Source organism: Pseudomonas sp. R3-41 (assembly GCF_054161485.1).
In genome coordinates, this window is sequence record NZ_CP096421.1 from 2,133,794 (window position 1) to 2,149,220 (window position 15,427).

At 64.7% G+C, this 15,427-nt stretch carries 2 protein-coding genes (1 of these 2 only partly in view); both read left to right on the plus strand.

The genetic code is table 11. The annotated features are described in order from the left end of the window. Positions 1 to 12,591 (plus strand): non-ribosomal peptide synthase/polyketide synthase, encoded by a 12,591-nt coding sequence (locus M1D99_RS09750; protein ID WP_458131692.1) that lies wholly within the window; start codon positions 1 to 3, stop codon positions 12,589 to 12,591. After that, positions 12,592 to 15,427, plus strand: partial view of a non-ribosomal peptide synthase/polyketide synthase gene (locus tag M1D99_RS09755; protein WP_458131693.1) — the 5' end (the start) only. Its footprint extends 8,252 nt past the window's final position; the window shows 2,836 of its 11,088 coding nt (coding positions 1-2,836); its start codon is at positions 12,592 to 12,594; its stop codon lies beyond the right edge, outside the window. It begins immediately after the preceding gene.

The following is a 15,427-nucleotide window of genomic DNA, read 5'->3' on the forward strand; positions in this document are numbered from 1 at the left end:
ATGAATGCTGAAGACGCCTTGAAACTTGCTCGCCGGTTTATCGGGTTGCCCCTGGAAAAGCGCCGGATGTTCCTGGCCGCGTTGGCCAAGGAGGGCGTGGAGTTCAGCGGGTTTCCCATTCCCCAGGGCGTCGAGGCCGAGGACCGCCAGGCGTCGTCCTATGCCCAGCAGCGCATGTGGTTTCTCTGGCAACTGGAGCCGGACAGCGGCGCCTACAACCTGCCCGGGGCGGTGCGGCTCAAGGGCGCGTTGAGCCTGCCGGCGCTGGAGCAAGCCTTCGCCAGCCTGGTGGCCCGTCATGAAACCCTGCGCACGGTGTTCCAGCGCCAGGCCGACGACAGCCTCCTGCAAGTGCCCTCCAGCGCCGCACTGGTGATCGGGCACAAGGACTTCAGTGCCTTGCCGGTTGCCGAGCGCGAGCAGGCGGTGCGCCAGGCCGCCGAAGCCCAATCGCTGCAGCCCTTCGACTTGTCCAGCGGCCCGTTGCTGCGGATCGAACTGCTCAAGCTCGATGATCAAGAGCACGTGCTGCTGCTGACCTTGCATCACATCGTCTCAGACGGCTGGTCGATGAACGTGCTGATCGACGAATTCATTCGCTGTTATGACGCCCATGAGGCGGGGGTGGAACCACAGCTGGCCGACTTGCCGATCCAGTACAGCGACTATGCCTTGTGGCAGCGCCGCTGGCTGGAAGCCGGCGAGCTGCAACGTCAACTCGATTACTGGCAAGCACAACTGGGCGACGAACATCCGGTGCTGGAGCTTCCTATCGATTATCCACGCCCGGTGCTGCCGAGTTATCGCGGTCGTCGCCTGGAACAGGTGGTGGACGCCGCGCTGGTCGAGCAACTGCGCGGCGTTGCCCGCCAGCATGGGGTCACGTTATTCATGCTGCTGCTGGGGACGTTCAATGTCCTGCTGCACCGCTACACCGGGCAGGACGACTTGCGCGTCGGCGTCCCGATCGCCAACCGCAACCGCCGGGAAATCGAAGGGCTGATTGGTTTCTTCGTCAACACCCAGGTATTGCGAGTGCAACTGGATGGCCGGACGCGCCTCGGCGACCTGTTGCATGACATCAAGGAAACCGCCCTCGGCGCCCAGGCCCACCAGGATCTGCCCTTCGAACGGCTGGTCGAGGCGCTGAAACTTGAGCGCAGCCTCAGCTACAACCCGTTGTTCCAGGTGATGTACAACCACCAGCCGGAAGTGGCCGACGTCACCACGCTGAAAGTCGGCAGCGGTCTGGAGCTGGGGGTCATCGAATGGGAAAGCCGCAGCACCCAGTTCGACTTGAGCCTGGACACCTACGAAAAGGGCGGACAGTTGCATGCGGCGTTCACCTACGCCAGTGACTTGTTCAACCCCGACACCATCGAGCGTATGGCGCGGCATTGGACGCTGCTGTTGCGCAACATCGTCAACGACCCGCAGCAGCGCGTCGGCGAGCTTGCGTTGTTGGCGCCGGCCGAATATCGGCAGTTAGTCATGGATTGGGGGCGTCACGACGCGACCTGGCCGAGTGATCGCCCGGTGCATGAACTGTTCGAGGTGCAAGCTGAGCGCAGCCCGGATGCCGTCGCCTTGATCTGCGATGGACAACGATTGAGCTATGGCGAGCTCAACGCCCGCTCCAACTGCCTGGGGCGCACGTTGGTGGCGGCGGGCGTCGGTCCGGACGTGCTGGTGGGCATCGCCGTCGACCGGAGCCCGGACCTGGTGGTGGCCATTCTCGCCGTGCTCAAGGCCGGTGGTGCCTACGTGCCGCTGGACCCCCAATACCCGGTCGATCGCCTGCGCTTCATGATCGAAGACAGCGCCAGCCGTTTGCTCTTGAGCCAAAGCCATTTGCTTGAACGGCTGCCGGTGCCCGACGGCGTGCGTTGCCTGTGCCTGGATCAGGCCGAGTCCTGGGAAAGCGCCGAACCCGGCAATCTGCAACGCAAGGTGTGGGTCGATAGCCTGGCCTACGTCATGTTCACGTCCGGCTCGACGGGGCGCCCGAAAGGTGTCGGTATCAGCCACGGCGCGCTGAGCAAGCATGGGTTCGCCTCGCAGCACTATTACGGCTTGAGCAGCGCTGATTGTGTGCTGCAATTCGCGACCTTCAACTTTGATGCTTTTGGCGAGCAGCTGTTCGGTCCGCTGACCTGCGGCGCCTCGGTGGTGTTGCGCGGCAACGAGGTGTGGGACAGCGAAACCCTGTACCGCCAGATCGTCGAGCAGGGCATCACGGTCATGGACTTGACCACTGCCTACTGGAACATGATCGCCAAGGAATTTGCCGCTGTCGGTCCGCGTGACTATGCGGCGCTGCGCCAGGTCCACAGTGGCGGTGAAGCCATGCCGCCCGAAGGCGTACAGGCCTGGCGCCGGGCCGGGCTGGAGCAGGTCAAGTTGCTCAACACCTACGGTCCGACCGAGGCCACGGTCACGGCCACCACCCTGGATTGCAGCGATTACGTCTTCAATCGTCGGCCGCTGCCGCTGACCTTGCCCATTGGTCAACCGCTTCCTGGCCGGCATACCTATCTGCTGGATGCGCATCTGGCGCCCACGCCGGTTGGGGTAACCGGCGAGCTGCTGATTGGCGGCGAGTTGCTGGCGCGTGGTTACTTCCAGCGTCCGGCCTTGACCGCTGAACGTTTCATTCCCGATCCGTTTTCCACCACGGGTGCGCGCCTGTATCGCACCGGCGACTTGGCGCGCTTCAATGCCTTGGGCCAAATCGAATACGTGGGCCGCGTAGATCATCAAGTGAAGATCCGCGGCTTGCGCATCGAACTGGGCGAAATCGAAGCGCACCTGCTGGAACTGGAGGCGGTCAGCGACGCCGTCGTACTGGCGGTGCAAGGTGGCAGCAGCCTGCAACTGGTGGGTTACGTGGTGCCCAAGGATGCAACGCTGGTGTCGGCCTCGGCGGATGAACAGGGCGCTGCGCGGGAATCCCTCAAGGCGCAACTCAAGGACCGCGTGCCAGACTACATGGTCCCGACCCAATGGTTGTTCCTTGGGCGATTGCCGCTGAGTCCCAACGGGAAGCTCGACCGCAAGGCCCTGCCTTCAGCCGATGCCAGCCAACTGCAACAGGCCTTTATCGCCCCTCGCAGCGAACTGGAGCGAGGCATCGCGGCGATCTGGCAGGACGTGCTCAAGCTTGAACAGGTCGGCTTGACCGACAACTTCTTCGAGCTGGGCGGTGACTCGATCATCTCGATCCAGGTGGTCAGCCGCTCGCGGCAGGCCGGGATCCATTTCACCCCCCGTGACCTGTTCCAGCATCAAACCGTGCAAGGCCTGGCGAGCGTCGCGCAACAAGGCGGCAGCGAGCTGCAGATCGATCAGGGACCGGTCAGCGGCGAACAGCCGTTGCTGCCCATCCAGCAGATGTTTTTCGAGGAGGCGATTGCCCAGCGCCACCACTGGAACCAGGCCGTCTTGTTGCGCAGCCATCTACCCTTGCAGGCACCCGCGCTGCTGCAGGCGCTCAACGCCGTGTTGGCGCATCACGATGCCTTGCGTTCGCGCTTCGTCGAAACCCCGGCGGGCTGGCGGGCCGAGGTGGTGCCGATCGTGGTCGATCCTGAGGTGTTGTGGACGGCGGACAACCTGAGCGCCGCTGAGCTGCAAGACTTCTGTGCCAAGGCCCAGTGCAGCCTCGGCCTGCACAACGGCCCGTTGCTGCGTGCGGTGCTGGCGAGCATGGCCGATGGCAGCCAGCGTCTGTTATTGGCCGTGCACCACCTGGCCGTGGACGGTGTGTCGTGGCGCATCCTGTTGGAAGATCTGCAACGGGCTTATCAACAGGCCAGCGTCGGCGCCGCCGTCAAGCTGCCGGCCAAGACCAGCGCCTATAAAGCCTGGGGTGAGCATTTGCAGGCCTACGCCACGACCGAAAACGTTCAGTCCGAGCTGACGTTCTGGCAGCAACAACTGCAAGGCGCTGTCGTGGATCTGCCATGGGATAACCCCCAAGGCAGCCGACAAAGCCGTTACGCCAAAGTGCTGCACAGCCGTCTCGACAAAACCCTCACTCAGCAACTGCTGCAACAGGCGCCCGCGGCGTATCGCACCCAGGTCAACGATCTGTTGCTAACCGTCCTGGCGCGGGTGATCTGTCGCTGGACCGGCCACGTCGACACCTTGATCCAACTGGAAGGCCATGGCCGCGAAGAGTTGTTCAGTGGCGTCGACCTAACTCGTACGGTCGGCTGGTTTACCAGCCTGTTCCCTGTGCGCCTCACACCGGCGGATGGCGTGGCCGCCACGATCAAGCAGATCAAGGAGCAACTGCGGGCGATCCCGAACAAGGGCATCGGTTTCGGTGTGCTGCGCTACCTGGGCGACGAGGCGGCGCAAGCCTGTCTCAAGGCCTTGCCATTGCCGTGCATCACCTTCAATTACCTCGGCCAGTTCGACGGCAGTTTCGATGCCCGGGAGGGGGCGCTGTTCAGCCCGGCGGGGGAAAGCGCCGGGCGCGAGCAGAGCCTTGATGCGCCCCTGGACAACTGGTTGGGTGTCGAAGGCCAGGTCTATGACGGCGCGCTCGACTTGCGTTGGACGTTCAGCCATGAGCAATTCAACGAGGCGACCATCGCCCGCCTGGCCGATGACTATACCCGCGAGCTGGAAGCGCTGATTGGCCATTGCTGCCAGGCCGATGCCATGGGCACCACGCCGTCGGATTTCCCGCTGGCGCGCATCACCCAGGCGCAGTTGGACGCGATCCCAGTGCCGGCGACCGCTATCGAAGACATTTATCCACTGTCGCCAATGCAGCAAGGCATGCTGTTTCACACCCTGTACGAGCAGGGCACCGGGACCTACATCAACCAGTTGTGCGTGGATGTCGATGGCCTGGACCCCGAGCGTTTCCGCGCGGCGTGGCAGGCGACAATGGATGTCCACGAAATTCTGCGCAGCGGTTTCATCTGGCAGGGCGAGTTGCAGCAACAGTTGCAGATCATCCACCGCCGCCTGGCGCTGCCCTACACACTGCTCGATTGGCGCCAACGCCGTGACGTCGACCAGGCTCTCAAGGATTTCATTGCCGCTGATCTGGCCATGGGCTTCGACCTGACCCAGGCCGGGCTGCTGCGGGTCACGCTGATTCAACTGAGCGATGAGCGTCATCATCTGATCTTCACTAACCACCATATTTTGATGGATGGCTGGAGCAGCGCGCAGATGCTCGGTGAAGTGCTGCAACGCTATGCCGGTCAACAGCCGCCGCGGCCGGTCAGCCGCTATGCCGATTACATCCAGTGGTTGCAGCGCCAGGACGCCGCCCTCAGCGAAGCGTTCTGGCTGGCGCAACTGGCCGATCTCCAGGAGCCGACTGTACTGGCGAACGCCGCTGCGGCGAGTGGCGAAATGCGCAGCGAAAGCGCTCATGCGCTCAGGCATTACCACCTGGATGCGCCGGGCACTGGCCGTCTCAACGCCTTCGCCCGCCAGCAGAAAGTCACCGTCAACACCCTGGTGCAAGCGGCGTGGCTGCTGCTGTTGCAGCGCTACACCGGCAGCGACTGCGTGGCATTTGGCACCACCGTGGCCGGGCGGCCGGCAGAGCTGGTTGGCATCGAGCAACAGGTCGGCCTGTTCATCAACACCTTGCCGGTGATCGCCGGCTCGCGTCCGGACCAGACCGTCGCGGCCTGGCTGGCCGCCGTACAGGCCCGGAACCTGAGCCTGCGCGAGTTCGAGCACACGCCGCTGGCAAGCATCCAGCGCTGGGCCGGGCAGGGCGGGGGAGCGCTGTTCGACAGCCTGCTGGTGTTCGAAAACTTCCCGATTTCCGCGGCGTTGCAACACGGCACCGCCCAAGGCGTGGTGTTCGGCGAAGTCGCCAACCAGGATCAGACTCACTACCCACTGACCCTGGGCGTGACCCTGGGAGAGACGCTGGCCCTGCACATGAGTTTCGACCAGGCGCATTTCAGCGTTGCAACCATTGAGCGCTTGAGTGCGCAGTTGCTGCTCCTGCTGGAGCGGTTTGCCGAATCCGCCGAGCGTCGCCTCGGCGAGATAGCCCTGGCCAATGACGAGGAGCACAGCGGGCAACAGGCCGCCAATCATCCGCAGCCGTACCCGACCGACATCCCCGTACATCAACGCATTGCCGATCTGGCGGCGCACAAGCCCCACGCCACGGCAGTGATCTTCGACGGCCAGCGTTTCAGCTATGGCGACATCGACCGTCGCGCCAACCGCCTGGCCCACCAGCTCATCGAACTGGGCGTGGGGCCGGAAACCCGCGTTGGCGTGGCCCTGCCGCGCAGCGAAGGGGTGATCGTCGCGCTGCTGGCGGTGCTCAAGGCCGGCGGCGCCTATGTGCCGCTGGACACCAGCTACCCACGGGAACGCCTGGCGTACCTGATCGAGGATTCCGGGCTGGCGCTGTTGCTCACCGACTCCCGGGTGTCGGCGCAATTACCGCTGGAGGGTGCCGACCAGGTGCTGGAGCTCGATCGCCTGGACCTGAGCCAGCAACCGAGCAACGCCCCAGCCGTGTGTATCGATCCGCAGAACCTGGCCTACGTCATCTACACCTCCGGCTCCACCGGCAACCCCAAAGGCGTGAGCGTGGCCCACGGTCCGCTGGCGATGCACTGCCAGGCCATCGGCGAGCGCTACGAGATGCGCGACAGTGATTGCGAATTCCATTTCATGTCCTTCGCCTTCGACGGTGCCCATGAGCGCTGGCTCACCAGCCTGACCCACGGCGCCTCGCTGCTGATTCGCGACGACAGCCTGTGGACCCCGGAACAGACCTACAACGCGATGGGCGAGCACGGCGTGACGGTAGTGGCGTTCCCGCCGGTGTACCTGCAACAACTGGCCGAGCACGCCGAGCGCGAGGGCAACCCGCCGAAGGTGCGCATCTACTGCTTCGGCGGCGATGCGGTGCCCAACGCCAGCTTCGAACGGGTCAAGCGTGCCCTCGACCCGGACTACATCATCAACGGCTACGGCCCGACCGAAACCGTGGTCACCCCGCTGATCTGGAAGGCCGGCCGCGATGTAGCGTGCGGCGCCGCCTATGCACCCATCGGCAGCCGCATCGGCGACCGCAGCGCCTACGTGCTCGACGCTGACTTGAACCTGCTGCCCCAAGGCATGGCCGGCGAGCTGTACCTGGGCGGCAGCGGCCTGGCGCGGGGTTACCTGAACCGTCCGGGCCTGACCGCCGAGCGATTTGTCGCCGACCCGTTCAGTCGCAGCGGAGGCTTGCTCTACCGCACCGGCGACCTGGTGCGCCAACGCGCCGATGGCACTTTTGATTACCTGGACCGTATCGACAATCAAGTGAAGATCCGTGGCTTCCGCATCGAGCTGGGGGAAGTCGAAGCCAGCCTGCAAGCCCTTGAAGGCGTGCGCGAAGCGGTTGTCGTGGCGCAGGAAGGTGCTGCTGGCAGCGGCAAGCGCCTGGTCGCCTATGTGGTGGCCAATGAAGCCGTGCAAAAGGATTTCGCCGAGCACCTGCGTGGACAACTCAAGGCGACGTTGCCGGCGCACATGGTACCGGCCTATCTGCTGCTGCTCGATCGCCTGCCGCTGACCCCCAACGGCAAGCTCGACCGCAAGAACCTGCCCAAGCCCGACGTCAGCCAATTGCAGCAATCCTATGTGGCCCCGCGCAGCGCGCTGGAGCAGCAACTGGTGTCGATCTGGCAGGACGTGCTCAAACTTGAACGCGTGGGCCTGCGGGACAACTTCTTCGAACTGGGCGGCGATTCCATCGTCTCGATCCAAGTGGTTAGTCGCGCGCGGCTGGTCGGTATCCACTTCACGCCGAAGGATCTGTTCCAGCACCAGACCATCGAGGCGCTGGCCGCCGTGGCACAGACGGGCGCGCGACTGCAATTGATCGACCAGCAACCCGCGACCGGCGAAACCGCACTGCTGCCGATTCATCAATGGTTCTTCGCCCAGCCGATCCCCGACCGCCATCACTGGAACCAGTCGGTGATGCTCAAGCCGACCCAGGCCCTCGATCCCCAGGCATTGGAGCGGGCCTTGGGTGCGCTGGTCGTGCACCACGACAGCCTGCGCCTGGACTTCATCGAGCAGGACGAACGCTGGACCGCGCGTTATCGCGATGTCGAGGCGCAGGCCGCCGACACGCTGCTCTGGCAAGCCGATGTCGCCGATCTCGCCGCACTCGAAGTGCTGGGCAACCAGGCCCAGCGCAGCCTGCGACTGGCGGGCGGGCCGCTGATCCGCGCACTGCTGGCGAACCTCGCCGATGGCACCCAGCGGCTGTTGCTGATCGTCCATCACCTGGTGGTGGACGGTGTGTCCTGGCGGATTCTGTTCGAAGACCTGCAAAGCGCTTATCGGCAGGTCCTCACCGACGCGACGGTGCAATTGCCGGCCAAGACCAGCGCGGTCAACGCCTGGACCGCTGCGTTGCAGGACTATGCCGCCGGTGCGCCCCTGCAGGCCGAACTGAGCTTTTGGCAGCAGCAGTTGCACGGCGCCCCGGTCGGTTTGCCGTGGGACAACCCCCAGGGCGGGCAGCAACAGGGCCAAGCCGTGACGATTCGCACGGCACTGGACAAAAAGCTCACCCGGCAATCGCTGCAGCAAGCCCCGGCGGCCTATCGCACCCAGGTCAACGACCTGCTGCTGACGGCGCTGGCGCGGGTGATGGTGCGCTGGACCGGCGATGACAGTGTGTGGGTGCAGCTCGAAGGCCACGGCCGTGAGGATCTGTTCACCGACATTGACCTGAGCCGTACCGTCGGCTGGTTCACCAGCCTGTTCCCGGCCCGATTGACGCCGGTAGCGGATGACATTGGCGCCTCGCTGAAGCAGATCAAGGAACAACTGCGGGCCATCCCCAACAAGGGCGTTGGCTTCGGGGCCCTGGCGCACCTGGGCGATGACCTTGCGCGTGAAACCCTGCAGGCCTTGGCGAAACCGCAACTGACCTTCAATTACCTTGGTCAGTTCGACGGCAGTTTCGATGCGGCCGCCGATGCCTTGTTCGTCCCGACCACAGAGCGCGGCGGCGAGGAAGTGAACCTGCAAGCCCCGTTGGGCAGCCCGCTAGCCCTCGACGGCCAAGTGTTTGGCGGCGAGCTGGACTTGAGCTGGACCTTCAGCGGCGAGCTGTTCAATACCGCGACCATCCAGCGCCTGGCGGATGACTATCTGCAAGAGCTCACTGCGCTCATCGTCCATTGCTGCGACAGTCACAGCCGGGGCGTGACGCCGTCGGATTTCCCGTTGGCGCGGCTGACCCAGGCGCAACTGGATACGCTGGTCCCAGCCCCCCAAGCCATCGACGACCTCTACCCGTTGTCGCCGATGCAGCAAGGCATGCTGTTCCATTCCTTGCTTGGGCAGGGCAGCGGCGACTACATCAACCAGATGCGCCTCGACGTCGACGGTCTCGATCCGCAGCGTTTTCGCGCCGCCTGGCAAGCGGTGGTCGATGCCCATGACATCCTGCGTACCGGGTTCTTCTGGCAGGGCGACCTGGAGCAGCCAGTGCAAATCGTCCAGCGTCAGGTCGAGGTGCCGTTCCGTGTGCTCGACTGGAACGGGCGGACGGAGATTGAGGGTGCCTTGCAAACCCTCGCCGATGAAGAGCGGGCCCAAGGCGTGGACCTGACCCAGGCGCCGCTGATGCGCCTGGTGCTGGTGCGCACGGCGACTGATCGGCATCACCTGATCTACACCAACCATCACATCCTGATGGATGGCTGGAGCAGCGCGCAGTTGTTCGGCGAAGTGTTGCAGCACTACCGCGGCGACAGCGTGGCCCGCCCGGCTGGCCGTTATCGCGATTACATCGCCTGGCTGCAACGCCAGGACGCGAGCCTCGGCGAAGGGTTCTGGATGCAACAATTGCGCACACTGGATGAACCGGTGCGCCTGGCCCAGGTGTTTGCGCGCCCGGCCCAGGACGTCTCGGCGAACCTGTACGGTCATCATCATGTGCAACTGGATGCGCAGCAGACCCAACGCCTGGCCGAATTCGCCCGCGAATCCAAAGTGACCGTCAATACCCTGGTGCAAGCGGCCTGGCTGTTGCTCTTGCAGCGCTACACCGGCAAAGCCAGCGTGGCGTTCGGCGCGACGGTGGCGGGGCGGCCGGCGGACCTGGTGGGCGTCGAGGGCCAGATCGGCCTGTTCATCAACACCTTGCCGGTCATCGCCAGCCCGCGTCCCGAACAGGCGCTGGGCGACTGGCTGCACAGCGTCCAGGCGCAGAACCTGGCCTTGCGCGAGTTCGAGCACACGGCGTTGTTCGACATCCAGCGCTGGGCCGGGCTGGGCGGCGAAGCGTTGTTCGACAACATCCTGGTGTTCGAGAACTACCCGATTTCCGAAGCCCTGGAGCACGGTGCGCCTGACGGCTTGCGTTTCGGTGCCGTGGATAACCTGGAACAGACCCACTACCCGCTGACCCTGCTGGTCAGCCTTGGTGCCGAGCTGGCGGTGCAGTTCAGCTACCAGTGCGCCAGTTTCGCCCCGGCCTCGGTCGAGCAGATCGGTGCGCATCTGCGGCGCTTGCTGCTGCAAATGACCGCCGGCACGCAACGGCCCCTGGGGGAGCTGAGCTTGCTCGACAGCGGTGAAACCCACCAGCAGGTGCAAGACTGGAACGCCACCGCGGCCGACTATCCGAACGAGCGTTGCGTCCATCGCCTGTTCGAGGCCCAGGCCCGCCGAACGCCGGATGCCACCGCGCTGGTGTTCGCTGAACAGGCGCTGACCTACGCCGAACTCAACGTCCGGGCCAACCGCCTGGCCCATCGCTTGATCGAGCAAGGCGTCGGGCCCGATCAATTGGTCGGCGTCGCCCTGGAGCGTGGCGTGGAGATGATTGTCGCCTTGCTGGCCATCCTGAAGGCCGGTGGAGCCTACGTGCCGCTCGACCCGCAGTACCCGGCCGACCGGCTGGCGCACATGATCGAAGACAGCGGCATCGAACTGCTGCTGACCCAACGTTCGCAACTCAACCAGCTACCGCTGTCCTGTGGGAGCGAGCCTGTGGGAGCAAAGCTTGCTCGCGATGGCGGTGGTTCAGTCAATGGTGATGGTGGGTGTGCCGACGCTATCGCGAGCAAGCTTTGCTCCCACAGGCTATCCCCCACAGGGGCCGGGGTTGGGGTCGAGACATTGGTATTGGACCAGGAGGGCGGCTGGCTCGACGGTTATGCCGACGAGGCGCCGGCGACGCGCCTGGATGCGGAGCACTTGGCCTACGCCATCTACACCTCGGGCTCCACCGGAAAACCCAAAGGCGTGATGGTACGGCATGGGGCGCTGGTGAATTTCGTCGCGAGCATGGTCCGCGAACCGGGTATCGCTGCCAGTGATCGGGTGCTGTCACTGACCACGTTCTCGTTCGACATCTTCGGCCTCGAACTCTATGGCGCGCTGTTGAGCGGTGCCTGCGTGGTGCTGGTGGACAAGCAGAGTGCCCACGACCCCGAGGCGCTGCTCAAGACCATCGACCAGCAACAGGTCAGCGTGGTCCAGGCCACGCCATCGACCTGGCGCATGCTGCTCGACCACCCGGCGTCCGCCTTGCTGGCCGGGCGCAAATGCCTGTGCGGTGGCGAGGCGTTGGCCGAGGACCTGGCGGAGCGGTTGCTGGATGTCGCCGGCGAAGTCTGGAACCTGTACGGCCCGACCGAAACCACCATCTGGTCGGCGGCCTACCGCTTGACCGCAGAGCAGCGCCTGCCGTACCTCGGCCGGCCGATTGCCAACACGTCGCTGCATATCGTCGGCGATCACTTCGCGCCGAACCCGGTCGGGCTGATCGGCGAACTGTTGATTGGCGGCGACGGCCTGGCCCGGGGTTACCACGACCGTGCGGCGCTCACCGCCGAGCGCTTCCTGCCGGACCCGTTCGGCAACGGCGCACGGGTGTACCGCACCGGTGACCTGGCGCGCCAGCGGGGCGACGGCGTGATCGAGTACATCGGCCGGGTCGATCATCAGGTGAAGATCCGCGGTTTCCGCATCGAACTGGGGGAAATCGAAGCCTGCCTGCTGGCCCAGGCGTCGATCCGCGAAGCGGTGGTGGTGCCGCAACAAGGGCCAGGCGGCCTGCAGTTGGTGGCATACCTGATCGCCGCGCATCCAGAAACGGCGGAACCGGCGGCCCTGCGCGACGCCCTCAAGGCCCAGCTCGCGCCTTTACTGCCCGACTACATGATGCCGGCGCACTGGCTGTTGCTCGAACGCTTCCCGCTGACCCCCAACGGCAAGCTCGACCGCAAGGCTTTGCCGCTGCCGGACGCCCAGCAACTACTGCGTGCCTACGTGGCGCCCGAGGGCGCGCTCGAGCAGGGCATCGCCGCCATCTGGCAAGACGTGCTCAAGCTCGAGCGAGTAGGGCGCGACGACAACTTCTTTGAACTGGGTGGGCATTCCCTGCTGGCGACGCAAGCGACGGCGCGCCTGCAAATGCAGCAAGGCGCCGCGGTGCCCCTGGACTTGCTGTTCAGCACCCCATCCCTGGCCGACTACGCCGCGCAACTGGCGGCCCACCTGAGCCCTCACTCCAGCGACGACCTGAGTGAGATGCATGATTTCCTGGCAGACCTGGAGACCCTTTGAATGACTCAGCTCGATAACCTGTCTCTGGTTCAGCGATTCATCCGTTTACCGCTCGCCCAACGGCAAGCGTTCCTGCACAAGCTGCACAGCAAGAACATGAGCCTGGCGGCATTGCCGATCCCGGCGATGCGCGACGAGTTCGCGACGCTCGACCTGTCCTACGCCCAGGAACGCCAGTGGTTCCTCTGGAAACTGGACCGCCACAGCGCGGCCTACCACGTGCCCACGGCGCTGCGCTTGCGCGGCGCCCTCGACCTGTCGGCGCTGCAATGCAGTTTCGACGCCTTGCTGGCCCGTCACGACGTGCTGCGCACGGTCTTCATCGACAGCACGGAGGGCCCCCAACAAGAGGTGCAGGCCCACTTGAGCCTGGCGATCGAACCCCAGGTGGTGTCGGGGCCAGCGGATGAGGCTGCGCTCAAGGCCCTGATCGATGATGAAATCGCTGGATTGTTCGACCTGCAACAGGGGCCGCTGTTGCGGGTCAAGCTGCTGCAACTTGACGCGGACGATCATGTGCTGGTGCTGACCCAGCACCACATCATTTGCGACGGTGCGTCGGCGCAGATCATGGTCAATGACCTGGTCCAGCTCTACGCCGCTCACCGCAGCGGTCAGACGCCGACCCTGGCGCCTTTGCCGATCCAATACGCCGACTATGCGATCTGGCAGCGCAAATGGATGGAGGCCGGCGAGCTGGAGCGGCAACTGGCCTATTGGACCGAACGACTGGGGGACGGCGGCGAAGTCCTGCCGTTGCCAACGGACCGCCCGCGCCCGGCGGTGCAGAGCCATCGCGGCGCACGCCTGGACCTGACCGTTGACGCCGGGCTGACCCAGGGCCTGAAGCAATTGGCCCAGCGCGAAGCCTCGACGCTGTTCATGGTCTTGCTGGCGTCGTTCCAGGCCTTGTTGCACCGCTATAGCGGCCAATCGGACATCCGTGTCGGCGTACCGGTGGCCAACCGTAATCGCCCGGAAACCGAAGGCCTGATCGGATTTTTCGTCAACACCCAAGTGCTTAATGCCCAGGTGCGCGGCGACCTGCCTTTCGACCAATTGCTGGCGCAGGTCAAACAGGCTTCGCTGGGCGCGCAGGCCCATCAAGACCTGCCGTTCGAGCAGTTGGTGCAGGCACTGGCACCCCAGCGGCAGGCGAGCCACAGCCCGCTGTTCCAGGTGATGTTCAACCACCAGAGCGGCGGCGCGGCCCAGGCCCTGCAACTGCCGGGGCTGCAGGTCGAGAGCCTCGACTGGAGTTCCCACACCGCCCAGTTCGACTTGACCCTCGACACTCACGAAACCCACGGTGAACTGGGCGCATCCCTGAGCTACGCCACTGACCTGTTCGACGCCAGCACCGTGCAGCGCCTCGCCGAGCACTGGCTGAACTTGCTGCACGGCATCGTCGCCAATCCCGGCCAACGCATCGGTGAATTGCCGTTGCTGACGGCCACCGAGCACCAGCAACACATCACCCAATGGAACCCGGCGCCACGCAGTTTCCCGGGCGAGGCCTGCCTGCATCAGCGCATCGCCGAACAGGCGCGCTTGCGTCCCGACGCCATCGCGTTGCGTTGCAACGCCCAAACCCTGACCTACGGTGAACTCAACACCCAGGCCAACCGCCGCGCCCATCAGTTGATCGCCCACGGCGTCGGCCCGGATGTACGGGTGGGATTGGCCGCCGAGCGGGGCTTCGACATGCTGGTGGGCCTGCTGGCGATCCTCAAGGCCGGCGGCGCCTACGTGCCGCTGGACCCGACGTATCCCCAGGATCGTCTGGCCTACATGATGCAGGACAGTGGCATTCGCTTGCTGCTGACTCAAGCGGCCCTGGTCGGTCAGTTGCCAGTGCCGGAAGGCGTGCAGACGCTGCTGCTGGACGCCGATGTCGGCACGTTTGCCGACAGCGATCCGCACGTAGCGATGGACGCTGCGAACCTCGCCTACGTGATCTACACCTCCGGTTCCACCGGTAATCCAAAAGGCACCTTGCTGCCGCACCACAACGTGCTGCGCCTGTTCGAGGCCACCGAACCCTGGTTCAACTTTGGCGCGGAGGATGTCTGGAGCCTGTTCCATTCCTACGCGTTCGACTTCTCGGTCTGGGAAATTTTCGGCGCACTGCTCCACGGTGGCGAGTTGTTGATCGTGCCGTATGACGTCAGCCGCTCACCGCAGCAGTTCCATGAACTGCTCTGCGACGCCGGGGTGACGGTGCTCAACCAGACACCGTCGGCGTTCAAGCAGTTGATGCACGAAGCCTGCGCCGATGACCGGGCCAACGCCTTGCGCTACGTGGTGTTCGGCGGCGAGGCGCTGGACGTCAAGTCCCTGCGCCCGTGGTTCGACCGTTTTGGCGATGCCGCGCCGCAACTGATCAACATGTACGGCATCACCGAAACCACCGTGCACGTGACCTACCGTCCGCTGTCGATAGCGGACCTGGAACAGGACGCCAGCAGCCCGATTGGCGAGCCGATTGCCGACCTGTCGTGGTACTTGCTGGACGGTGATTTGAACCCAGTGCCGAAAGGCTGCATCGGTGAACTGTACGTCGGTCGTGCCGGCTTGGCCCGGGGTTACCTGAACCGTGGCGACCTCACCGCGTTGCGGTTCATCCCTGATCCGTTCGGCGAAGTCGGCGCACGGCTGTACCGCACCGGCGACCTGGCGCAGTACCGCAGTGATGGCGTGATCGAGTACATCGGTCGCATCGATCATCAAGTGAAGATCCGTGGTTTTCGCATCGAACTGGGCGAGATCGAAGCACGCCTGAACGCCCTGGCAGCGGTGCGCGAAGCGCTGGTGCTGGCCCAGGAAGGGCCGAGCG